General features: G+C 61.4%; 18 protein-coding genes and 2 tRNA genes. 13 read left to right on the forward strand and 7 right to left on the reverse strand.

Annotated elements, in window-relative coordinates; genetic code table 11:
* Positions 1-19 precede the first annotated feature (19 nt).
* The 4 genes from AC1DD5_RS16065 (at position 20) to AC1DD5_RS16080 (ending at position 4,560) form a co-directional block, all read left to right on the forward strand.
* On the forward strand, positions 20-2,293 hold the full coding sequence (locus tag AC1DD5_RS16065; protein ID WP_477522112.1) for a prolyl oligopeptidase family serine peptidase: 2,274 nt from the start codon (positions 20-22) through the stop codon (positions 2,291-2,293).
* Positions 2,294-2,437: 144 nt separating this feature from the next.
* A tRNA-Ser gene (locus AC1DD5_RS16070) sits at positions 2,438-2,525 on the forward strand.
* Positions 2,526-2,902: 377 nt separating this feature from the next.
* Positions 2,903-4,231 (forward strand): polysaccharide deacetylase family protein, encoded by a 1,329-nt coding sequence (locus AC1DD5_RS16075; protein WP_477519193.1) that lies wholly within the window; start codon positions 2,903-2,905, stop codon positions 4,229-4,231.
* On the forward strand, positions 4,183-4,560 hold the full coding sequence (locus tag AC1DD5_RS16080) for a hypothetical protein (RefSeq protein WP_477519194.1): 378 nt from the start codon (positions 4,183-4,185) through the stop codon (positions 4,558-4,560). Before AC1DD5_RS16075 ends, AC1DD5_RS16080 begins: the two co-directional genes overlap by 49 nt.
* 37 nt (positions 4,561-4,597) lie before the next feature.
* Here AC1DD5_RS16080 and AC1DD5_RS16085 read toward each other — a convergent pair whose 3' ends face one another.
* From AC1DD5_RS16085 to AC1DD5_RS16105, 5 genes are all read right to left on the reverse strand, one after another.
* Entirely contained in the window at positions 4,598-4,912 is a 315-nt protein-coding gene (locus tag AC1DD5_RS16085; RefSeq protein WP_477522113.1) for a hypothetical protein, read from the reverse strand.
* Between the two features lie 214 nt (positions 4,913-5,126).
* Positions 5,127-5,336 carry a hypothetical protein gene (locus AC1DD5_RS16090; protein ID WP_477522114.1) on the reverse strand — a complete coding sequence of 70 codons (210 nt, stop codon included), beginning with the start codon at positions 5,334-5,336 and terminating at the stop codon, positions 5,127-5,129.
* Between the two features lie 113 nt (positions 5,337-5,449).
* Positions 5,450-5,590: a hypothetical protein gene (locus AC1DD5_RS16095; RefSeq protein ID WP_442004741.1), complete on the reverse strand. Its 141-nt coding sequence runs from the start codon at positions 5,588-5,590 to the stop codon at positions 5,450-5,452.
* A 236-nt stretch (positions 5,591-5,826) separates the two neighbouring features.
* Positions 5,827-7,260 carry an MFS transporter gene (locus tag AC1DD5_RS16100; protein ID WP_442004740.1) on the reverse strand — a complete coding sequence of 478 codons (1,434 nt, stop codon included), beginning with the start codon at positions 7,258-7,260 and terminating at the stop codon, positions 5,827-5,829.
* 204 nt (positions 7,261-7,464) lie between these two features.
* Positions 7,465-9,630: a RecQ family ATP-dependent DNA helicase gene (locus AC1DD5_RS16105; protein WP_442004739.1), complete on the reverse strand. Its 2,166-nt coding sequence runs from the start codon at positions 9,628-9,630 to the stop codon at positions 7,465-7,467.
* A gap of 141 nt (positions 9,631-9,771) precedes the next feature.
* On the opposite strand from AC1DD5_RS16105, the gene AC1DD5_RS16110 reads away from it, so the two are divergent.
* The 4 genes from AC1DD5_RS16110 (at position 9,772) to AC1DD5_RS16125 (ending at position 13,466) form a co-directional block, all read left to right on the forward strand.
* Positions 9,772-11,190, forward strand: a complete 1,419-nt coding sequence (locus tag AC1DD5_RS16110) for a phosphomannomutase/phosphoglucomutase (RefSeq protein WP_442004738.1) — start codon at positions 9,772-9,774, stop codon at positions 11,188-11,190.
* A gap of 12 nt (positions 11,191-11,202) precedes the next feature.
* Positions 11,203-11,658 (forward strand): hypothetical protein, encoded by a 456-nt coding sequence (locus tag AC1DD5_RS16115; protein ID WP_442004737.1) that lies wholly within the window; start codon positions 11,203-11,205, stop codon positions 11,656-11,658.
* Positions 11,659-11,681: 23 nt separating this feature from the next.
* Positions 11,682-12,152, forward strand: coding sequence for an RrF2 family transcriptional regulator (locus AC1DD5_RS16120; protein ID WP_442004736.1), 471 nt, complete (start codon positions 11,682-11,684; stop codon positions 12,150-12,152).
* Positions 12,153-12,293: 141 nt separating this feature from the next.
* Entirely contained in the window at positions 12,294-13,466 is a 1,173-nt protein-coding gene (locus AC1DD5_RS16125) for a globin domain-containing protein (RefSeq protein WP_477519195.1), read from the forward strand.
* A 116-nt stretch (positions 13,467-13,582) separates the two neighbouring features.
* On the opposite strand, the gene AC1DD5_RS16130 is transcribed toward AC1DD5_RS16125, so the two are convergent.
* The gene (locus AC1DD5_RS16130) at positions 13,583-15,409 is read right to left on the reverse strand and encodes a phosphoenolpyruvate carboxykinase (GTP) (RefSeq protein ID WP_477519196.1); all 1,827 of its coding nucleotides are present in this window, start codon (positions 15,407-15,409) and stop codon (positions 13,583-13,585) included.
* A 284-nt stretch (positions 15,410-15,693) separates the two neighbouring features.
* On the opposite strand from AC1DD5_RS16130, the gene AC1DD5_RS16135 reads away from it, so the two are divergent.
* A tRNA-Arg gene (locus AC1DD5_RS16135) sits at positions 15,694-15,767 on the forward strand.
* A gap of 204 nt (positions 15,768-15,971) precedes the next feature.
* Here the strand turns inward: AC1DD5_RS16135 and AC1DD5_RS16140 are convergent.
* Positions 15,972-16,700 carry a FadR/GntR family transcriptional regulator gene (locus AC1DD5_RS16140; protein WP_442017356.1) on the reverse strand — a complete coding sequence of 243 codons (729 nt, stop codon included), beginning with the start codon at positions 16,698-16,700 and terminating at the stop codon, positions 15,972-15,974.
* 349 nt (positions 16,701-17,049) lie between these two features.
* Between AC1DD5_RS16140 and AC1DD5_RS16145 the strand changes: the two genes are divergently transcribed.
* From AC1DD5_RS16145 to AC1DD5_RS16160, 4 genes are all read left to right on the forward strand, one after another.
* Complete coding sequence (locus tag AC1DD5_RS16145; RefSeq protein ID WP_442017357.1) at positions 17,050-18,672, forward strand: ABC transporter substrate-binding protein; 1,623 nt, start codon at positions 17,050-17,052, stop codon at positions 18,670-18,672.
* Between the two features lie 101 nt (positions 18,673-18,773).
* Positions 18,774-19,730, forward strand: a complete 957-nt coding sequence (locus tag AC1DD5_RS16150) for an ABC transporter permease (protein WP_477519197.1) — start codon at positions 18,774-18,776, stop codon at positions 19,728-19,730.
* A 3-nt stretch (positions 19,731-19,733) separates the two neighbouring features.
* Complete coding sequence (locus tag AC1DD5_RS16155) at positions 19,734-21,845, forward strand: dipeptide/oligopeptide/nickel ABC transporter permease/ATP-binding protein (RefSeq protein WP_477519198.1); 2,112 nt, start codon at positions 19,734-19,736, stop codon at positions 21,843-21,845.
* A complete protein-coding gene (locus tag AC1DD5_RS16160) occupies positions 21,842-22,648 on the forward strand; it encodes an ATP-binding cassette domain-containing protein (protein ID WP_442017360.1) in 807 nt (268 codons plus the stop codon). The genes AC1DD5_RS16155 and AC1DD5_RS16160 overlap by 4 nt, the downstream gene beginning before the upstream one ends.
* Positions 22,649-22,677: the final 29 nt, after the last annotated feature.

Consider the following 22,677-nt stretch of genomic DNA (forward strand, 5'->3'; position numbering starts at 1 on the left):
GTGTTGCTTGGATGGGGCGATGACCACCACAGAAGCTGATCAGACGCCCCTTCCTGACAATGACACGGATCCGGAGACCAAGTCCGGGCCTCGTCATGCTGCGACCATTGCGCCCGAGCCCACGGATGAGAACGTGTGGTTGGAGGACATTCACGGCGAAGAACAGCTGGCCTGGGTCCGCGAACAAAACGCGCGAACCGAGGATTTGCTGGAGGACGCAGAGTACGCAGCGGTTGAAGCCGGCATTCTGGAGGTCCTGGACTCGACGGACCGGATTGCCATGGTGAACAAGCGCGGCGATTACTACTACAACTTCTGGAAGGACCAGGAGCACCCCAAGGGTCTTTGGCGGCGAACAACCTGGGAGAGCTACGTTTCCGAGGCACCCGAATGGGACATACTGCTGGATATCGATGCCCTCGCCGCCGCGGAAGGCGTCGAGTGGGTGTTTCATGGAGCCGGGTTCCTCCGCCCTTTGGACGCGGACACGTACCGCTTCGCGATGGTATCGCTGTCTCCCGACGGCGGCGACGCCAACCGCCACCGCGAGTTCGACGTCGAATCCCGCACCTTTGTTGACCCTGCCGCTGGCGGATTCGATCTGCCCACGGCAAAAGGCAACGTGAGTTGGCTGGATGCGGACACGCTTCTGGTCTCCAGTACGGCAGAGGGGTTGCCTGCAACCACCTCCTCGTACGCCCGAACCGGCGTGAAGCTGCGTCGCGGCCAGTCCCTTGCGCAGGCCGAGCGGATCTTCGACATCCCCGAAGACCACATGCTGGCCATCGTGGCCCACGACTCAACCCCGGGCTTCGAACGGACCTTCGCCGTAGATTACATCGACTTCTATAACCGCAAAACGTGGCTGTTGCGCGACGACTCATGGGTCGCAATCGATGTGCCCACCGACGTGAACATCAGCGCGCACCGCGACTGGCTGATGTTCCGCCCACAGAAGGACTGGGACGTTTCCGGCATAACCTACCCGGCCGGTTCCTTGCTGGCCGCTGACTTCGAGGGCTACTTGTCGGGATCGCGGCAATTTGTGGTGCTGTTTACCCCCGATGATCACACGTCGCTGCAGTCATGGAGTTGGACCAAGGACTATCTGCTGCTCAACCTCCTGCGCGACGTCTCTTCCGAAATCAGGGTGCTGGACCCTTCCCGTGTGGATTCCGACGCCGGCTGGGTCGCCACCGTACTGGACGCGTGCCCGCCGCTTCACGACGTCAATGCGTATGCCGTGGACGACGAAGACGATTTCGGGGCGGGAAATGACTACTGGTTGGTCGCCACGGGTTTCACTACGCCCACTACCCTCACCCGCGGCACCCTCAGCGCTGGCGAGGTTCCTTCATCCGGCGTGGCTTCATCCGGCAACCCGACTGCAGGCGTGGCGAGCCAGCATGCGGTGGTAAAGCGTTCCCCGTCGTTCTTCAACGATGGTGACTATGAGGTCCAACAACATTTCGCGGTCTCGGCGGATGGGACCAAAGTCCCCTACTTCCAGGTGGCATCCAAGAACCTGGTCCTCGATGGACAGAATCCTACGCAGCTTTCCGGCTATGGCGGCTTCGAAGTTTCACGCACCCCCGCCTACAGTGGCACCATTGGCAGGGCTTGGCTGGAGCGCCGCACTTCCGCTGCTGCCTTGGCTGACGGTCCCGGCTCGCACACACGCGGCGGCGTATATGTTGTGGCGAACATCCGTGGCGGCGGCGAATACGGACCCTCATGGCACCGGGCCGCGCTGCAGGAAAGGCGGCACCGCGCCTACGAAGACTTTGCCGCCGTGGCACAGGACCTGATCTCCCGCGGCGTGACCAGCCGCCGTCGACTCGGTTGCGTGGGCGGCTCAAATGGCGGGCTGTTGGTGGGCAACATGCTGACCCAGTACCCCGAATTGTTCGGTGCGGTGTCCTGCGGCGTGCCATTGCTGGACATGCGCCGCTACACCAAACTCTCCGCAGGATATTCATGGATCGCGGAATATGGAGACCCCGACGTGCCCGAGCAGTGGGAGTTCATCCGCACCTTCTCGCCATATCACCTGCTTCATGACGGCGTCGAGTACCCCGAAACCTTCATTTGGACTGCGACCTCGGATGATCGGGTAGGCCCCGTCCAAGCCCGAAAGATGGCAGCGCGGATGCAGGCAATGGGTATCCCGAATGTCTGGTTCCACGAGGCACTCGAGGGCGGGCATGCGGGCGCCTCGGACAACAGGCAGGCCGCCGCACTCCAAGCGCGAAGCAACCACTTCCTCTGGCGTGTGCTGGCCGGGAGCAACTGACGTTCCATTTCGATGGCTCGCTGCACGCTATGCCGTGCGAACGGCATGTCCGGCAGCGAGGCATCGAAATGGGCAGCTTATCGAAGGCGGTTTTGCACTGGACGGCACGTTCTGCGTATCCTTGGTGGGCTAGCAATAGCAAATGGAGACGTGCCAGAGCGGCCGAATGGGCTTCACTGCTAATGAAGTGTGGGGCACAACTCCACCGGGGGTTCAAATCCCCCCGTCTCCGCGAATTGGTCCCGGTTTTCGAACCGGGACCTTTTGCGTTTAAGACCCCCTGCTCCGCGAAACCTCCCATAATCAAGCGGTACCACGGGCGTGGCACCCACACGGACCACTCACACCACTTGAGCGGTACAACAAGGCAGTTCCATACGGGCTGACAGACCAAGAGCGGCAGGCTCTTGAGCCTCTGCCACAGACACACCAACAGTTCGACACGACTATCTGACACGAGACTCTCACGTCTTGATAGGCTCCGATCACCAGTCGGGGCCTTTGTCATGCCCCTGGAAGGACCAACGTGACTTCATCTTTGCCGCCCTACAGCCTGCCAATCATTGAGCCGAACGTGGACCTGATGCTGGCGATGTCAATGCTCTTGCCATGGCAATGAATGCGGCGCTTGCTGCTTTGCTCGCTGGCGCGTCGTTTTACCAGCGGACGCTGGCAGCCACAGACGACATGGACGCCCTCAAGTCTGGTGTCTATGGGGTTACCAATGGAAGGATCGCCGAGAGGCTAGGTCTGCCCAGTTCTCGCCCTGGCGCTCTTACTACGGTGTCGGTGGGTAGTTCGGGTGCGCTCACTCGCATCTACCAGTCCATTGAAGTGTCTGGCACCAGACTGTTCCTTCAGTCCCGACTCAGCGGTCTCACGTCAGCATGGACAGAGGTGCCCAGCTCAATATTCTGGCACGACACCGCACTCACCTCGACCGCCGACCTCGCCACGATTGCCCCCGGCGTCTACGTCGTGTCCAATGTAGTGGTCGCCCGCGCGCTAGGTCTGCCACGCGAACGGCCCGGAATCTTCGTGAAGTTCCCCGTCGGCGACGGAAGCATTCAAACGTTCACCTCAATGGAGGATGGCGACGTCGCACCGATTGAGTTCAAACGAGCCCGCACCCTCGCCGGTGCAGATCAGGCGTGGGCGCCAGCCGACGGCGTTGGTTCCAACGATCCCGGTCCCATTCGTCGTTCGATCCTTCAACAGCGGCTAACTGCTCGCAAAGGTGGCCGGATAGGCACCAACGGTAACGGTGCTATTGCCCTCCGCTTCGACGACGCCCCAGTGGAATTTCGTACCAGGGTCCTACCGGAACTAGTAAAGCGTGGACTTCCGTTCACTCGCGTCTCAACCTCAGAGTCGATCTGTGGGACACCGATTGATCCGTCCGAGTTCACGACAATGCAAAAATACTGCATCGAGAGCGGCGGCGAAGTGTGGAATCACGGCTCCAACCATCTCAATGCAACAGGCGACGCAGCCATCGAAACCACCCTGATCGGCGCCCTGCAGACACTCCGGGTAAAAATGCCACGCATTCCGATCGACTGTTTCGCACCCCCAGGCGGCTCGGCCATGTCCTACGACGGGTACATGCCTTCGGACACCATCGCCGGTTGGACCGACACGTACGCAGGGTCACTCATCTCGGCATATCACGCACTCGCCTCCGGGTACTTCATGGATTCCTACTACCGACCCATCGACGGCGTCCTCCGAGACGGCCAAATCCACTACAGCGTCGATTCCTACACCCTCACCGCAGCCAAAACGCTGATTGACCGATCACGGGACTGGAAGGTCGGCGTCGTGATGATGTGGCACTCCAACAACATCGGCTCCCCGGGTATATGTCTCTGGCTGACTTCACAGCAACCATGGACTACCTCGATGCAGCGCGCGACGCCGGCCACGTCATGGTCCTGACGAAGTCCGGGCTTGCCGTGGCTGACAGCTCCACAAGTCACCGTGACGACATCCTCACCGCAACCTCAGGCAACCCCTACTCGGCAACCATCTTGTACCCGCAGTACCGGCAGAACATACCCGGATCCACGCGCGAGCTCACGGCCACGGTGACGGGCGCTGCTGGAGCAACTGTGACATCGATGGTGGGCGAGTCCACGAAAACCCACACGATCCCGGCCCGTGGCACGCTCCAGCTCAGGCACCCCGCCACGATCCCCAATGATCTAACCAGCCTCAAGGTGAGCATCGACGCGACCACCACCAATGCACACCTGTATGCGGTGTGACCCTTAGGCGGACCAGTGAACGAATGGCTCGCCAGGGCTAGTCTTGGACCTTCACGACGAGGGCCCACTCCTCGTGCAGCCCGTCCACGTCCATGTCCGAATGCACCCAATGATTGTGTGTAAGAAGCGTCCTACATGCGACATTGTCCGGATGAACGAGTGCAGTGACAGTCAGAGACTTGAAGTCCGACGCGTCTTGCGCCAGCTCAATAAGATCGCCTATCACGTGCGTGGACGTCTGTTGTCCGGCGCCCTGCCGAGTGAACAGCAGGTGTGTGGCGAGTACGTAGAACGATGCACGATGGTGTCCATCCGTAGACCCTACGAACCTGGCCCAGGCGACGGATTTCACGAGTTCATACTCATCCAGGTAGCAGATGTGCATTCTCTCCGGATACTTCGCACGGGGGCGAAGGTTGCGAACGATGGATTGGACTTCGATCGCGTACTGCTCTGGATGCGGTGTTCGGCGCTGTTTCGCTTCACGAAAAGGTATGGGACCGCACCAGAATAGGTGTAGGAACTGACGATGCTTATGCTCGGCTTCGACTAGTTCAAGCAAAGGTCTAGCGGCGACGCGGTACGGTGAGAGCTGCAGCTATGTGCTTGCGCTTCTCGATGCGGTGAGGGTCGTTGGTAATGGTATCGACTCTCTCCGCATACTGCTCAGGGGTTTCCCGCGCCGGGCCAACGTCCAGAGAGCGAGCGCCCTGGTGGTCGCATGAGGATGTGTGCGAGTGCTTGTGATCATCATCCCAATCGCTGATATCGCTCATCGTGCACCTCGTCTCGTTAGATCCTGACAGTAGTTGAAAACGCGTGTTACGGCAATGCAACATTCCTCACACGACGCCATGCACGGCGTCGAACCGCTGCCCAATCCGGCCAGCTACGAGCCTTTGAGGATCTGGCTGTATTCGTTGGCAGCCTCCACTGCTTCCAACGTCGACTTGTCGACTTCGGGGATGACTTCCACGACGAAGTCTGTTTCTGGACGACCCGTCATCAGCGCTGCCGCGTCTTTGACCATCGTTTCCACCTGTTCCAGGCGCTTTGCCTGCGTGTAGAGGCCCTGAATTTCGGGTACCTCGATTGCCCACCGGCCGCCGGAGCGCTGAGCTTCATGTCATTCTCCAATTTGCTCGATGAATTTCTTGGCAGTGATCTCGTTGTGGCGGGGAACGGGGACCGACTTTCCGTTGTCAATTCTGTGGACGCTGCGGTTGCTACCCTCGCGGACTAACTCCAGGGGGTAGCTGCGCCACGTCACCCCCGCTTGGCTCCGTGGCTGACTTCCGCGCCAGCGTGCCGGTGCAGGGTCAGGCTGTCCACTGTGCTGACCAGCATGAGGACAGCCATGGCTATGAAGGCCCCCTTGTAGGCCGCCACGTGGTCCGCCCCGAGCACATCCGTTGTCTCGAACAGCCTCAGGAACAAGGCCCCCACGGCGATACCTGCCGCAGCCGCCAACTGTACGAGCGTGGCGGAGATAGCGTTTGCCGAGGGCAGCTGCCCCGGGACGATATCGGCATACTGCACGGACGCGTAAGCGGAGAATCCGATGGATCGGAAGGCACCGCTGAGCAGCAACAGAGCGAAAATCAGGGGCTCGGGTGTTTGGGCATTAAGGAACGCACACAAGGCAAACGTCACGGCTGACGCGAACGATGCAAAGACGAGCACCGGCTTAAACCCGAAGCGCCTTATCAGGGGTGTGGTGGCCGGCTTGATCCCGATGTTGCCCACGAAGACTGCGGCGACCATAACCCCGGCCTTCAAGGGATCCCAGCCAAATCCATCCTGAAACATGAGAGGCAGCAGGAACGGAACCGAGCTGATGGTGAGCCGGTAAATGAATCCGCCCGTGGATGTCGCCCTGAAAGTCCTGGTGCCAAATACGCTGAGGTTGAACAGCGGAACCCTTGCTTTGCTCATCCACCAGACGGCGCCAGCCAGGGACACCACGCCGGCAGTCACCACCACACCAGCCAGCACATTGGATGCGTGTCCACCCAGCGTCTCCAGTCCCACCACAAGGGAACCCACGCCCAAGGTAGTCAGCAACAGGCCAAACCAGTCAAGTCGGCGGTTGGCATCAAATTGAGTCCGCGGAACCAACCTCAGTGCCGCAATGAAGGCAGCCAGGCCGAGGGGCACGTTAATGATGAAGATCCAGTGCCATGACAGGAAAGTGGTGAGCGCGCCGCCAACCATGGGAGCCAAAACGGGGGCAAGGAGGCCTGGCCATACCAAATAGGCGGTGGCGCGGAGAAGCTCGGATTTGGGCGTGCCCCGCAAAACGACCAGAGTGCCCACAGGAACCATCATGGCGCCGCCCACGCCCTGCGCCACCCGACTCAACGTCAGCATGGTCAAGTCGGTGCTTACTGCGCAGAAAAGGGAGGCAATAGTGAACACCGATATCGCCAGGCAGAATATCCTGCGGGCGCCGAACCGCTCGGCAAGCCAACTGCTCAACGGGATCCCCATAGCCACCGTCACTAAATAGGCGGTCATCGTGATGTTGATATCAGCAGGCGCCACCCGGAAATCGGCCGCAATGCTGGGGATGGCCGTGGTGAGGATAGTTCCGTCGAGAAACTCCATGAAGAACGTTGCCGCGACCAGCAGTGCCAGGCGCGGGCGCCAACTTGTTTCATTGGCCGCTTCGACGTCGGTGTTGCTCGGGTTTGTGCTCATGGCTCCGGTCCAAGTCTTGTCTGGTGGCCCGCAGCAGCAGGCGGGCGTGTTTGCTCGATCCTCGTGTTTGCTCGATCCTATAGAGACACCGTGGGAGCGTTCACAACATGACGCTTTTCAGCGCACAACCGCCCTTGAAGCACTACCCCCGTTAAACGTTTCCCAGTTGAGCGTTTCCCGCCAGCGCCCTACGCCGAGTGCGCGCTACCCCGCCTGGGCCAGGGCGAGCGGTAGCACGGCACCTACTCCGGACCGCCTGAGCGCCCTCGCCGCAACGGTCACTGTCCAGCGGCTGTCGATGAGGTCATCCACCAAGAGCACTGGCTGGTCACCAATGCCTGCCAGGGCCTGTGCCAGTTCCGGGCCGACGGCCAAACGGTCCCATACTCCCGCGAGCCTGTAAGCGCTGTTGCCGCCACGTGATCCTGTGGGACCACCGTGCTCTGGCTGCAGTTGACCCAGGTATGGCATCCGCCCTATGCCCGCGATTCCCTGCGCCAGGGAGTCCACAAGTTGTGGCTTGCTCCTTGAGGGAATGCTGACAACGGCTGCCGGGCGCCCCACCCCGCTCCAGGCAGTTCCACCGTCGGCCCCCGACCATTCGCGCAGCACCTGAACGCAGGCCTGCAGCATAGCGGGGTCCACGGCCCTATCGGGTGCTCCGGCGGCAAAGAGCTCGCGGAGCGCACCACCCCAACCCAGGTCTGTCAGCCTTGCCAGGACACGGCCTTCGGAAATGCTTTCGTCCGGCTTGATCTTGCCTTTGACTCCCACACCCAGCCTGTCCATCCCGCTGGGCCACTGGAGCCGCGGTTCCACGGCGATCCCGGCTCGACGAAGCGTCTGGCCTGCTGCATCAACCGCGGCAGCTGCGATGTCCACTGGGAACCAGCGTCCAGCACAGTTGTCACAACGGCCGCAAGGGGCGGCGGTCTCGTCGTCGAGCACCGAGGTGATGTATTCCATGCGACAACCTGCGGTGTCCTGGTAAATCACCATGGAATCCTGCTCATCCACCCGCGCTTCCGCAATACGCGCGTATCGCTCTGCATCGTAGCTCCATGACCGTCCGGTCGCCCGCCAACCGCCACCCACGCGTTCAACTGCCCCGTCAACGGCCAGGACCTTGAGGAGGAGTTCCAGAGGCGTGCGCCGAAGGTCCACGCGGGCTTCCAGCGCCACCGTGGACATGGCCGAATTCGCCTCACCAAGCACCCTCAAGACGGCGTCGGCCTTTTCTGCTGAGGGCATGGATGCGGTGGCAAAATACTGCCATATTTCGCGGTCCTCGGAGCCTGGAAGCAACAGGACGTCGGCGTTGGCGGCGCCTCGGCCAGCTCGGCCAACCTGTTGGTAATAGGCAACCGGCGAGGACGGCGCTCCGAGGTGAATCACGAACCCAAGGTCGGGTTTGTCGAATCCCATCCCTAATGCCGAGGTGGCCACAAGCGCCTTGACCTGGTTGTCCTTGAGGAGTTGCTCTGCCCGCTCCCGATCGGCAGGATCCGTGCGGCCGGTGTAGGACAAGACATTGTGTCCAGCCTCGGAAAGAAGCCGGGCAGTGTCCTCTGCGGCTGAGACGGTCAGCGTGTAAATGATTCCGCTGCCAGGGAGGTCCGCCAGGTGCGTCAGCAGCCAGCCCAGGCGATCACGGGAGTCGGACAAGTTGAGAACGCCGAGCCGCAGTGACTCGCGGCCCAGTGCACCCCGGATGGTCAACACTCCGTCTCCGAGTTGTTCCTCAATATCGTGAACCACACGGGAGTTGGCGGTAGCCGTGGTGGCCAGGACTGGAACCGACTCGGGCAGTTGGGCAATGAGATCCGCGATGCGCCGGTAATCGGGTCTGAAGTCGTGGCCCCAATCGGAGATGCAGTGGGCCTCATCAATAACGAGCAATCCGGTCCTCCGGATCAGCTCGGGCAACTGGTTCTCCCTGAACGAGGGATTGGTGAGGCGCTCGGGCGACACCAGGAGAACGTCTACCTGGTCAGCTGCCAACTGGGCCAGGACAGTATCCCACTCAAGCGCGTTGGCCGAGTTGATGGCCACTGCCCGGACTCCCGCCCGTGCGGCCGCTGCCACTTGGTCCCGCATCAGCGCGAGAAGAGGAGACACGATCAGCGTGGGACCCGCGCCCCGTTGGCGCAGCAACAATGAGGAGACGAAGTAGACGGCGGATTTTCCCCAACCCGTGCGTTGAACCACCAACGCACGGCGCCCGGCGTCCACCAATGCCTCTATGGCCTCGAACTGGCCGTCATGGAAGTCTGCTTCCGGATGCCCCACAAGCTCACGAAGACAAGCCAAAGCCTTCTGGCGGGTAGGGGATTCCACGGAAACAGCAGCATTTGGGGAGTTGTTGGCCATGGATCCAGTATTCCAGCAGCCCCTGACAGCCAGAACCGGTGGTCGCGGCTATGTGGAAAACTGCCCGTCACCGGACTGGCTTTCCACATAGCAGCTTCCCCGGTTCATGCTCAATTGCGCTGCCACAGTAGGATTGAGCCCGTGACTAGCGAGCAGAACAAGAACTTCGACCTCTCGGCTTCCTTCAAGGCGTACGACGTCCGGGGCATCGTGGGGGAATCCATCACGGCTGAAATCGTCGAGGCAGTCGGTGCTGCCTTCATCGACGTTCTGGGCCTTGAGGGTGAAACTGTCCTTGTTGGCGGAGACATGCGCCCGTCCTCGCCGGAGTTCAGCCAGGCCTTCGCGAACGGTGCTGCCAGGCGCGGCGCCAACGTCCAGTTGCTGGACCTGATCTCCACCGACGAGCTCTACTATGCCTGCGGTGCCCTGAACGCAGCCGGTGCCACATTCACCGCCAGCCACAACCCCGCCGAGTACAACGGCATCAAAATGGCCAAGGCCGGGGCTCAACCGATTTCCTCCGAGAGCGGCCTGAAGGAAATCCAGGCCCTCGCCGAGCAGTACCTGAACGAAGGCAGCATCCCCGCCGCGGCTACGCGCGGGCAGATCGGTGTTCGGGACGTGCTGAAGGACTACTCCGAATACCTGCGCCAGCTCGTGGACCTTTCCGGTTCCCGTCCGTTGAAGATCGTCGTGGACGCGGGCAACGGTATGGCCGGGCTGACCACCCCGGCGGTGCTCGGTAACAAACTCCTCCCGGCCCTGCCGTTCGAGATCATCCCGCTCTATTTCGAACTGGACGGCTCGTTCCCGAATCACCCGGCCAACCCGCTGGAACCGGAAAACCTCCGCGACCTCCAGGCGGCCGTGATCAAGCACGGCGCCGACATCGGCCTTGCCTTCGACGGCGACGCTGACCGCTGCTTCGTGATCGATGAAAAGGGCGAGCCCGTCTCGCCGTCGGCAATCACCGGCATGGTCGCGCGCAGGGAGATCGCCCGCGCCCAGGCTTCCGGGGAACAGGCCCCGGTGATCATCCACAACTTGCTCACCTCCAAGGCCGTTCCCGAACTCGTGGCCAAGGACGGCGGCCGGGCGGTCCGGACGCGCGTCGGGCACTCCTTCATCAAAGCCGTCATGGCCGAAGAAGGTGCCGTGTTCGGCGGGGAGCACTCTGCTCACTTCTACTTCCGGGATTTCTGGAACGCGGACACCGGAATGCTCGCCGCCATGCATGTCCTGGCAGCCCTGGGCGAGCAGGACGGTCCCCTCTCCGAACTCGGGCGTCAGTACGAGCCCTACGTTTCCTCCGGTGAAATCAACTCCGAGATCGACGACAAAGCAGGCGCGATCGAGCGGGTCCGCCTTGATTTCCAGAACGATGACGTCGAGATCGACCACATGGACGGCAGCACCTTCAGTGCCAAGGACGGCAGCTGGTGGTTCAACCTGCGCCCCTCCAACACCGAGCCCTTCCTCCGCTTGAACGCCGAAGCCAAAGACCTGCCCACCATGGAAAAAATCCGCGACCGCGTCCTGACTCTGGTCCGGGCATAGGGACCGGCAAACATGAGCGAGCAGCCCATCGACGACGCCGATTCCACCGGGACCGTCCAGGAGCGTGAACTCCGGGAGATTCTGGGTACTGCACTGGGAACTGCCCAGGAGCACATACTGCAGAACGGCGGCTTTCTCCCCTTTGGCATCACGCTTTCACATGAGGGTGAGGTGCGGATTGTCATGGTTTCTCCAGGAGAGCCGGACGAAGACGGTCACATTGACGCGGGGGCAATGTTGACGGACGTCGAGGAATTACTTCGCCAGGGACGGAACGATTACCGGGCCGTGGCCATCGCAAGTGATGTCGCGCTGCCCGAGCACGGCTCGGATGGCATCCACGGCACTGCCGAGCACCGGGATGGTGGGGTCATGGCAGCCGTCATCCCCTACGTCCACACCGCTGAAGGGTTCGACTTCGGCGCCCTTGAGCCTGACACCCACGAGCCCTCGCTCTGGGTGGACTAGACCTGACTACGTAGGCTGATCCCATGAAAATCAACGCGTTCGCAGATGTCAGCCTCCGCGCCGTTATGGTGTTGGCGTCCGCCCCTGAGGGCACCTTGCTGACAACCCAGGCTGTGGCCGACGCCGTGGGAACTCCGTACAACCACGTCAGCAAGGCCATGGTCCGATTGCGGAGCCTTGGATTGATTGATGTGGAACGAGGCCGCCTGGGTGGCTCGCGCCTTAATGAAGCGGGGAGACAAGCGACCGTTGGCCAACTCCTTCGCCACTTGGACAGCCGGCAGGATCCGGCGGAATGCCAGTCCCCCACCCATGACTGCCCCCTCATCACAGAGTGCGGTCTCCGTCACGCAATGAGTCGGGCCCGCGAAGCGTTCTATCGCGAGCTGGACACCGTCGTCATCTCATCCCTCCCTCATGCCCGGCAGATGAATCCGGTCTTCCAAACAATTGGCCTCCGGCCCGAATTCAGGTCCCCCGCAACCCTGCCCTGACCGGTCGTCCGAGCAGGCCTGCGCTTCGATTTGCACATCTTTTCTACAAGGAGTAGAAATTGAGATGTAAATATAGGCATTCGAAATGCTTGTATTGTGACGGTCCGAATGACCCAGCCGGGCCCCTACCTCAGGAGAACCATGCTCTCGGAAAAATCCCGCCCCATTATTGAAGCCACTCTTCCGCTGGTGGGCTCGCGTATTGGTGACATCACCGCCGATTTCTACACGCGTCTCTTTGCAGCGCACCCCGAGTTGCTCGATGGACTCTTCAGCCGCTCCAACCAGCGCTCGGGTGATCAGCAACAGGCACTCGCCGGGAGCATCGCCGCCTTCGCCACCCATCTGGTGAACAACCCGGGCACCCTCCCGGAAAAGGTCCTGGCCCGGATCGCCCACAAGCACGCCTCACTGGGCATCGCCGAAGAGCAGTACGGAGTGGTCTACGAGCACCTCTTCGCAGCAATCGCGGCCGACCTGTCAGACGTCATTACACCGGAAATCGCCGAGGCATGGACCGAGGTTTACTGGCTTATGGCAGACGCCCTGATCAAGCTCGAAAAGGACCTCTATGCCTCCCAGTCAAACAATAAAATGTGGATGCCCTGGCGCGTGGTTTCCAAGGTACCGGCTGGCAAGGACGCCATGACATTCACCTTGGAACCTGCCGACGACACTCCGGTAACACCGGCCCTGGCCGGCCAGTATGTGAGCGTCAAGGTTGCCCTCCCTGACGGCTTGCGCCAAGTGCGGCAGTATTCATTGTCAGGCGACGCCGGCACCAGCCGGATCTTCACCACCAAGCTAAACGACGGTGGTGAGGTGTCCACCGCCCTGCATACCGCCGTCGAGCCTGGCGATGTACTCGAAATCTCCAACCCCTACGGCGAGATCACCCTCAAGGACGGCGAGGGGCCGGTTGTGCTCGCATCAGCGGGCATCGGGTGCACGCCGACGGCCTCGATCCTGCGTTCTCTGGCTGAGGCTGGCACCGATCGCCAGGTTCTTGTCCTGCACGCCGAACGCTCCATGGACAGTTGGGCCTTGAGCGGCCAAATGACTGCAGACGCCGCAAGCATTGACGCCGAACTGCAGCTCTGGCTCGAGTCGCCGCAGCCCAGCAACGAAGAGCACCGCGCCAAGGCAGGCTTCATGTCCCTGAGGGAAGTCGACGTGCCGGCAGACGCTTCCCTGTACCTCTGCGGGCCGTTGCCCTTCATGAAGAAAATTCGTGACGAAGCAATCGAGGCCGGGATTCCGGCCACCCGGATCCACTACGAAGTTTTCGGCCCCGACGTGTGGCTCGCGAACTAAGGCAGAGCCGCAAACACTGTAAAAGCGCCAGAAGCACGACGGCGGCCCGCCACCTTTCATCCAAAAGGTGACGGGCCGTCGTCGTTCACTTAAGAACGCCGTTGTTCCTAAGAGGTCTAGCCCAGACGGGTCTTCAGACCGTCCAGCTCGGACTGAAGTGCCGCCGGGAGCGACTCGCCGAAGTTGGCGAACCATTCCTCGATGGACGCCAGTTCGGTTGCCCATTCCTCGGGGTCGACACGAACAGCCGACTCAACCTCAGCCGGGGTCATGTCCAGGCCCTCGAGGTCGATGGATTCACCGGTCGGTACGAAACCGATCGGGGTTTCAACGGCGTCAGCCTTGCCTTCGAGGCGTTCGATGGCCCACTTGAGCACACGCGCGTTGTCTCCGAAGCCAGGCCAGGCGAAGCCGCCTTCAGCCGTGCGACGGAACCAGTTGACCAGGAAGATCTTGGGCAGACGCTCCGGGTTTGCCTTGGCGGACAGGTTTACCCAGTGGTTCAGGTAGTCACCTGCGTCGTAGCCGATGAACGGCAGCATTGCCATGGGATCGCGGCGGACAACACCGACGGCGCCAGCTGCAGCAGCGGTGGTCTCCGAGGACAGCGTGGAACCCATGAAGATGCCGTTGGACCAGTTGCGGGCCTCAGTGACCAGGGGAATGGTGGTCTTGCGGCGGCCGCCGAACAGGATCGCGGACAACTCCACGCCGTCCGGGCTGAAGTACTCTTCGGCCAACATGTCGATCTGGTCGATCGGCGTGCAGAAGCGGGAGTTGGGGTGTGCGGCCGGGGCGTCGGAGTCCGGAGTCCAGGACTCGCCGCGCCAGTCGGTCAGGTGCGCCGGAGTTTCCTCGGTCATACCTTCCCACCACACGCCGCCGTCATCGGTCAGCGCAACATTGGTGAAGATGCTGTTGCCCTTGGCAATGGCACGCATGGCGTTGGGGTTGGTGCCCCAACCGGTGCCTGGCGCGACGCCGAACAAGCCGGCCTCAGGGTTGACGGCGCGGAGCTCGCCTTCCTTGCCGAAACGCATCCAGGTGATGTCGTCACCGAGGGTCTCCACCTTCCAACCCTTGATGGTGGGATCCAGCAGGGCGAGGTTGGTCTTGCCGCAAGCAGACGGGAAGGCAGCGGAGACGTAGTAAGTCTTCTGCTCCGGCGAGGTCAGCTTGAGGATGAGCATGTGCTCGGCCAGCCAGCCTTCGTCGCGGGCCATCACGGAGGCGATACGCAGTGCGTAGCACTTCTTGCCCAGCAGGGCGTTTCCGCCGTAGCCGGAACCGAAAGACCAGATGGAGCGCTCTTCGGGGAAATGGACGATCCACTTGTCCGTGTTGCACGGCCACGCGACGTCGGCCTGGCCGGCTTCCAGCGGAGCGCCCAGCGAGTGGAGGGCCGGAACAAAGAATGCATCTGTTTGCGTGATACGGTCCAGGACGTCCGTGCCAATGCGGGCCATGATGCGCATGGAAGCTACAACGTAGGCGGAGTCAGTGATCTCAACGCCGAACTTCGGGTCCTCTGCATCCAGATGGCCCATGACGAACGGAATGACGTACATGGTGCGGCCGCGCATGGAGCCGGCGAACAGGCCGCGCAGCTTCTGCTTCATCTCCGCCGGGGCCATCCAGTTGTTGGTAAAGCCTGCGTCGCGCTCGTTCTCGGAGCAGATGAAGGTCTGCTCCTCTACACGGGCAACGTCGGCCGGGTCAGAGAACGCCGCGAAGGAATTCGGGAACGTTTCCGGGTTCAGCCTCTTCAGGGTGCCGGCCTCGACGAGTTCGTCGGTCAGCTTCTTGTTCTCTGCTTCGCTGCCATCAACCCAGTGGATGCGGTCCGGCTGAGTCAGCTCGGCTACTTCCTCAACCCAGGCCAGCAGGCGTGCATGCGTAGTAGGTGCCTTCTCAAGCAGCGGCAGTCGCGCCAGATCGCCCATTGCGGTTCCCTTCCTCGGGTTCAGTGGTGTGTCCTAAACGATAGGGGTCCCGGACCAGACCAATCCCCTGTCAGACGTCAGATGTCCAGTGGGGACGAAACGAAAAACCCCTAGAATTCAAGGTTCCAGTTTCACAGAAGCGCGATTTAAGTGAGGAAGGTCACATAGACCGGTCTAGTTGTCTAGATTACAGCTTTTCGATTTGGAACTTCACATGAACTTCTGTAAAGTTTATTGAGGTTCGAGGGGGTCAGAGAAACAGACCGCCGAGAATCACACGAAATGCGCCCATAGCTCAGCTGGATAGAGCGTCTGTCTACGGAACAGAAGGTCAGGGGTTCGAATCCCTTTGGGCGCACAGATAGAGACCCGCACCGGTTCGCCGGTGCGGGTCTCTTGTTTTGCCCGGCTGACCCAAGTAACTGGCATTAGTGGTTGTTTTGAGCGCTCATAACAACCACTAATGCCAGTCAGTTGGGTGAGCCGCGCGCAGAAACGGACAGGGCCGCCGTCGTACGTTCCGAAAAAGTACGACGGCGGCCCTTGCCGTAAGTGCGGACGCTTACTCGCCCACAGCCTCGCTGATGCGGCGGCGGATCCCATCGAAGTGACGGTTGAGAAGCTCGGCCGCGAGCACCTTGTCTCCCGCCGCAACGGCGGCATAGATGTTCCGATGAATGGCGGCAGTCTTGGCCAGGTCCTCGATACCGGCGCCGATCTCTACGTGGATCTTCCGGTATACCTTCCAGAAGACCCCCATCAGGTTGATCAGAAGCTCGTTGTTAAGGGGTTCGAATAGGCGGCGATGGAACTCGGCGTCGGCGGCCACGAAGTTCTCGCCGGCGGCAGCGAGTTCCTCCATTTGCTTCACCGATTCCTCGATGGACGCCAACTGCTCCTTGGTCATCACATCGATGGAGGAGGCAATCAGCCCAGACTCCAAGGCCTGCCGCACGTCCACCAGCTGCAAGGCTTCGAGTCCCTGGTGCCGGAGGGAAAGCCGGCCCCGGAATGTCAGGCCATCAGCCAAGGCATCGAAATTGCTGGGCGCCACGAACATCCCGAAGCCATGGCGGATCTCGATCACACCCAGGGCCTGCAGCACTTTCAGGGACTCGCGCAAGGTGTTGCGCCCTACACCGAGCGCGACCGAAAGTTCGCTCTCCGTGGGCAGCGGGTCACCTGCCTCGAGCTCACGCTCGAGGATGAGCTCCATAATGTCCGACTGCAACGCACGCAGCCGGGCCTGTGCACTGAACCGCGCTTGCGGAACGACACCGGAAGTTGTCATGGGCTCTCCTTGCCGATGCACTCCTCCCGCAGAGGCCTATGAACCTCGGATGCGAAGGAGTGCGGTGTTAATATTGAGGCGAGCTTAATGCCCACCGCAGAATGAGTGACTCGCAACATACAATATCGGATGTCCCACCTCCTTGATAGGTATGTCTTCGGAATTCCTTGAGAATTCCGCATTCTGGCGCCCGGGCGGCGAGGAGCCGCGAGGCTCCAGCTTCCCAGGCAGCCTCACCGTGATCCATCTCTCACTTGACGTCCCCTTGTGACCACACTTACAGTTTCAATACGAGCATCGGACGTCCTACATCCGATAACCCACGACAGTCGAATGGTGAGGCACCTTTATGAGCAAGACCATCAACAGCCTGCCGCTGGTCAATGACGCCAGCCGCCGCAATTTCCTCAAGCTGAGCGGCGCAGTTGGTGCAGCCGCCGCCTTCACGGCAACCCTTTCCGCGTGTGGCGGCGCTGCCAGCACCACCACGGGGAATGCAGCCAACACCGCGGCTGTGAACAAGGACCTCATCATCGAGGCAGGCATCTCATACGCCCTCTCCACAGGCTTTGACCCGCTGAGCTCTTCGGGAGCCACACCGATGGCAGCCAACCTCCACATCTTCGAAGGCCTCATTGAGCTCCACCCGGCGACGCGCCAGCCCTACAACGCCCTGGCAGCGACGGATCCCAAAAAGGTCAACGACACCACCTACCAGGTGACCATTCGCGACGGCGCCAAGTTCCACGACGGCTCCCCCGTCACCACCGAAGACGTGGCCTTTTCCTTTACCCGCGTCATGGACCCGGCGAACAAGTCGTTGTTCTCCCAGTTCATCCCTTTCATCCAGGACGTCAAGCCTCTGGACGCCAAGACAGTGGAATTCACGCTCAAGTACGCCTTCCCGGGCTTCGGGCCGCGAATTTCGGTGGTCAAGGTGGTCCCCAAGGCACTCGCCAGCGATCTAAAGGCCTTCGACGCCAAGCCAATCGGCTCCGGTCCTTACAAGCTGGTCTCCGCCGTCAAGGACGACAAGATCGTCTTCGAAGCGTTCGCAGACTACAACGGCCCCAAGCCTGCACTCGCCAAGGGCATGACCTGGCTCCTCCTTTCGGACGCTGCGGCCCGCGTTACTGCTGTCCAATCCGGCCGCGTCCAGGCCATCGAGGACGTTCCGTACCTGGACGTCGACGGCCTGAAGTCCAAGGTCAAGGTGGAATCAGTCCAGTCCTTCGGCCTGCTGTTCCTCATGTTCAACTGCGCCAAGGCCCCGTTCGACAACAAACTCGTCCGCCAGGCACTGCACTATGGCATGGACAAGGAAGCCATCATCAAGAAGGCCCTGTTCGGCAACGCCAAGGCGGCCAGCTCCTACTTCCAGGAAGGCCACCCCGACTACGTCAAGGCCAAGAACGTCTACGGTTTTGACACGAAGAAGGCCGAAGACCTGCTCAAGCAGGCGGGCGTCAGCAGCCTCGAATTCGAACTCCTCACTACGGACACTGCCTGGGTGAAGGACGTTGCACCACTGATCCTGGAGTCCTGGAACAAGATCCCTGGCGTCAAGGTCACGGTGAAAAGCCTCCAGTCCGGTGCCCTTTACAGCGACCGCGTGGGTAAGGGTGACTACACAGTGGTTGCGGCTCCGGGCGATCCATCCGTGTTCGGCAATGATGCTGACCTGCTGCTGAGCTGGTTCTACTCCGGTGCCACGTGGATGGAGAAGCGCGCCTTCTGGACAACTCCTGAGCGCACCAAGCTGCAGGAACTCATGAACAAGGGATCGCAGGCTTCCGGCGACGACGCCAAGAAGGTAGTGGCCGAAATCGTGGACATGGTCTCGGATGAGGTCCCCCTGTACCCCGTCCTTCACCGCCAGCTTCCCAGCGCCTGGGACGAGAAAAAGCTCAAGGGCTTCCAGCCGCTGCCCACCACCGGATTGTCGTTCATCGACGTCGGACGTACCGCCTAGAAACCTGAGTTGCGAGGCCTGCTTTGCGGCCTGAATCCCCAAAGTAGCGCGCAGAGCAGGCCCCACAACCAGCAGCACCCCCAACCAAACCGGAGAACAAATTGGTCACGATATTGCGTCTGCTTGGCCGCAGGCTTGCAGCATTGCCATTGATGATCCTGGGCATTACGTTGCTCGTCTTCCTCGTCCTGCAGGCCGCCCCCGGCGACCAAGCCAGCTCGGCCCTCGGTGACGGTGCCAGCGAAGAAGCCAAGCAGCAGTACCGCCAGGAAAATGGCCTGAACGATCCCCTGGTCCTGCAATACTTCCGTTTCCTGGGGAGGCTGCTGCAGTTGGATCTCGGCGTCACAACCCCGCCGGCAAAGTCAGTGGCATCCATGATCGGCTCTGCGTTCCCCCTGACGCTTCAGCTGACCTTTCTGGGCGTCATTATCGCAATTGTTCTGTCCCTGGCTTTCGGAATCCTCGGTGCCCTCTACCGCGACAAGTGGCAGGACCAGTTGATCCGGGTCTTCTCAATCGCCGCCATCGCCACGCCGTCGTTCTGGCTGGGCATCCTGCTCATCCAGTGGTTCGCACTCGGCGCCAACCCGATGTTTCCCTCAGGCGGAATTGCGACGCCGGAATCCGGCTTTGGCGGTTGGCTGAACTCGATGGCCCTCCCGGCCCTGGCACTGGGCATCCCGGTATCGGCATCGCTGATCCGCGTGGTCCGGACCTCGATGGTGGAAGAGCTTGACCGCGACTACGTCCGCACAGCCATCGGCAACGGTGTCCCCTACCGCGAAGTGGTTTCCAAGAATGTTCTCCGCAACGCCCTCGTCACCCCGGTGACCGTGCTGGGACTCCGCGTGGGCTATCTGCTGGGTGGCGCCGTCGTGATTGAAATGATCTTCGCCCTGCCCGGCATGGGCCAGCTGATCCTTAATGGCATCACCAACCTGGACGTCAATCTGGTCCAGGGCGTGGTGCTCACCATCTCGGTCACCTTTGTTCTGGTGAACATCGTGGTTGACCTTCTCTACCTGCTCATCAACCCCCGAATCAGGACGGTATAGCTCATGCGCAGCAAGCTCGCAGAACGGCTAAGTGCACCGGGCATCCGCTTCAAGGCCCTGCCCTGGGGCTCCCGCATCGCCCTGCTCTTCCTCATCATGATTGTCCTCGCGGCCATTTTCGCGCCGATCATCGCCCCGCACGATCCGCTGGAGACCTTCATTCCGGCCACCCCGCCGGGCGCTGAACACTTCTTCGGCACCGACCGCCTGGGCCGCGACATTTTCTCGCGCCTGCTCTTCGGCGCACAGTCGTCACTTTTGATCGGCCTCGGCGCGGTTGGTCTAGCCATCCTCGCCGGTGCGCTCCTGGGCTCCTTCGCAGCGACGTCCAGCAAGTCCGTGAACGAGATCATCATGCGGCTCATGGACATCCTCATGGCGTTCCCGGGTATCGCCCTTGCAGCCGTATTGTTGGCTGCCTTTGGCAACTCGGTTCCCACCATCATCATCGCGATCGCCATCATCTACACCCCGCAGCTTGCACGAGTGGTCCGCGCCAACGTGCTGGCGCAATACGGCGAAGACTACGTCCGTGCCGAACGCGTGATCGGTGCTGGCCGCTTCTACATCCTGGTCAAGCACATCGTCCGCAACACCGCCGCTCCGGTGCTGGTGTTCGCCACAGTGATGGTGGCCGACGCCATCATCCTGGAAGCCTCGCTCTCCTTCCTGGGCGCGGGCGTTCAGGATCCCGCCCCCTCTTGGGGCAATGTGATCTCCTACGGCCGCAATCTGGTTCTTTCCGGTGGCTGGTGGGCCACCACGTTCGCTGGCCTGACAATTCTGTTGACCGTCCTGTCCCTGAACATCCTCGCGGAGGGCCTCACCGACGCCATGGTGAACCCGAAGCTTCGCCGCGCGCCCGCAGTGAAGGACGACGACGGCTCTGCCGCAGTTCTGGCCGTGGACACTGAGGTTGCAACGTCCGTAGCTCAGCCGTCGGTGGTTGAGGAACACGAGCTCGACGGCGTTCGTCCGGCTTCCGATCGCACCGTCACCGAAGTCTTCGGCAAGTCAGCTCTTCTCACCGATGTGAACGCTGCAGCCGCCAAACCGCACCTCCTGCTGGACCGCGAACTGGAACTGCTGGCAGCCATCGAAGCCAAGCGCACGGACCGCCTCCCCCAGGTGCCGGCAGGCGCGCGGAATGTCCTTGAGGTGAAGAACCTCTCCATCCGTTTCCCGGGCCGCTTCGGCGAAACCGCGATCGTGGACAACGTCTCCTTCACGGTCCGCGAAGGCGAAACCATGGGCCTGGTGGGGGAGTCCGGTTGCGGTAAATCGATCACCTCACTCGCTGTGATGGGCCTTCTGCCCAAGACAGCCCAGGTCACCGGTTCCATCCTGTTTGATGGCAAGGAACTCCTGGACGCGAAGACCCAGCACAGCAACCCCAAGGCCTATGAGGGGCTGCGCGGCGAGCAGATTGCCATGGTCTACCAGGATGCGTTGAGCTCGCTGAACCCCTCCATGAAGATCAAGGACCAGCTGGAGCAGCTCACCAAACGTGGCGGCCGAAAGACACCCGCTGAACTGCTGGAAATGGTGAAACTGGACCCCGCCAGGACGCTTGCCAGCTACCCCCACGAGCTCTCCGGCGGCCAACGCCAGCGCGTGCTGATTGCCATGGCCCTGTCCCGATCGCCGAAAATCGTGGTGGCCGATGAGCCCACCACGGCCTTGGATGTCACCGTGCAAAAGCAGGTGGTGGATCTGCTCAACGAACTCCGTGAGCAACTCGGTTTTGCCATGGTATTCGTCAGCCACGACCTCGCCTTGGTGGCCTCCCTGGCTCACCGCATCACAGTCATGTACGCCGGCCAAGTGGTGGAATCCGCACAGGCTTCCGAGCTTCTGCAGAATCCCAAGCACGAGTACACCCGTGGCTTGTTGGGTGCCGTCCTCTCCATAGAGGCCGACGCCGTCCGGCTGCACCAGATCCCCGGCACAGTCCCTTCACCACGCGACTTTGCTTCGGGCGACCGCTTCGCGGCCCGCTCACTCAGGGCTGACGCCGACCCCAACCAAAAGCTCGTCCTCACCACCGTCCCGTCTCCCAATGCCGACGCTGCGGATCACTATTGGGCCAGCCACTTGAAGGAGGACGCAAAATGAGCGAATCAAGCTCCAAGCCGGTCATCGAGCTCCAGGACGTCAAGGTCTATCACCACGCCAGGACCGGCGGATTATTCCGGCCCAACATCGTCAAAGCTGTTGACGGAGTGGACTTCACCATCAGCCGCGGCGAAACCGTGGGCATCGTTGGTGAGTCCGGCTGTGGCAAGTCCACCCTCGCTTCAGTTCTCGTGGGACTTCAGCCGCCGACGTCGGGCAAGGTTTTGTTTCACGGAAAGCCAGCCATCAAGCGCAACGCTGCCATGCGCAAGCAGTTTGGCCGCTCGGTCTCCGTGGTCTTCCAGGACCCGGCTACGGCGCTCAACCCACGCATGACCATCCAGGACATCCTCACCGACCCCCTTCAGATCCACGGCATCGGGAACGCGGCAAGCCGCGCTGCCAAGGTCAAGGAACTGTTGGCGCTGGTTGGCTTGCCGCAATCGGCAGCCGAGGTGACGCCGTCGCAGGTTTCCGGTGGTCAGCGCCAACGTGTGGCAATCGCCCGGGCACTGGCGCTCGATCCGGACATCATCGTGGCGGATGAGCCGACGTCGGCCCTGGACGTTTCCGTCCGGGCGCAGGTCCTGAACCTGTTGTCGGATCTGAAGACCCAGCTGAACCTGGGCATGGTGTTCATCTCTCACGACATCCAAACCGTCCGCTATGTTTCGGACCGCATCTGCGTCATGTACTTCGGCAAAATCGTCGAGCAAGGCACAGCCGCACAGGTCTTCGACAACCCCGGAAACGATTACACCAAGAAGCTGCTGGGCGCCGCGCCGAGCCTTCTCCACATCTAGTTTTCCCCTCACCAGCTACCAACAACGGA

Source organism: Paenarthrobacter sp. 10L420 (genome assembly GCF_056395385.1).

Coding starts and splice junctions, on each gene's coding strand:
- AC1DD5_RS16115 (WP_442004737.1), top strand. CDS start 11,203: ATGAGCGAGCAGCCCATCGACGACGCCGATTCCACCGGGACCGTCCAG.
- AC1DD5_RS16120 (WP_442004736.1), top strand. CDS start 11,682: ATGAAAATCAACGCGTTCGCAGATGTCAGCCTCCGCGCCGTTATGGTG.
- AC1DD5_RS16095 (WP_442004741.1), bottom strand. CDS start 5,590: ATGGTCAAAGACGCGGCAGCGCTGATGACGGGTCGTCCAGAAACAGAC.
- AC1DD5_RS16145 (WP_442017357.1), top strand. CDS start 17,050: ATGAGCAAGACCATCAACAGCCTGCCGCTGGTCAATGACGCCAGCCGC.
- AC1DD5_RS16130 (WP_477519196.1), bottom strand. CDS start 15,409: ATGGGCGATCTGGCGCGACTGCCGCTGCTTGAGAAGGCACCTACTACG.
- AC1DD5_RS16080 (WP_477519194.1), top strand. CDS start 4,183: ATGGACTACCTCGATGCAGCGCGCGACGCCGGCCACGTCATGGTCCTG.
- AC1DD5_RS16140 (WP_442017356.1), bottom strand. CDS start 16,700: ATGACAACTTCCGGTGTCGTTCCGCAAGCGCGGTTCAGTGCACAGGCC.
- AC1DD5_RS16155 (WP_477519198.1), top strand. CDS start 19,734: ATGCGCAGCAAGCTCGCAGAACGGCTAAGTGCACCGGGCATCCGCTTC.
- AC1DD5_RS16065 (WP_477522112.1), top strand. CDS start 20: ATGACCACCACAGAAGCTGATCAGACGCCCCTTCCTGACAATGACACG.
- AC1DD5_RS16090 (WP_477522114.1), bottom strand. CDS start 5,336: ATGAGCGATATCAGCGATTGGGATGATGATCACAAGCACTCGCACACA.
- AC1DD5_RS16125 (WP_477519195.1), top strand. CDS start 12,294: ATGCTCTCGGAAAAATCCCGCCCCATTATTGAAGCCACTCTTCCGCTG.
- AC1DD5_RS16100 (WP_442004740.1), bottom strand. CDS start 7,260: ATGAGCACAAACCCGAGCAACACCGACGTCGAAGCGGCCAATGAAACA.
- AC1DD5_RS16105 (WP_442004739.1), bottom strand. CDS start 9,630: ATGGCCAACAACTCCCCAAATGCTGCTGTTTCCGTGGAATCCCCTACC.
- AC1DD5_RS16075 (WP_477519193.1), top strand. CDS start 2,903: ATGGCAATGAATGCGGCGCTTGCTGCTTTGCTCGCTGGCGCGTCGTTT.
- AC1DD5_RS16160 (WP_442017360.1), top strand. CDS start 21,842: ATGAGCGAATCAAGCTCCAAGCCGGTCATCGAGCTCCAGGACGTCAAG.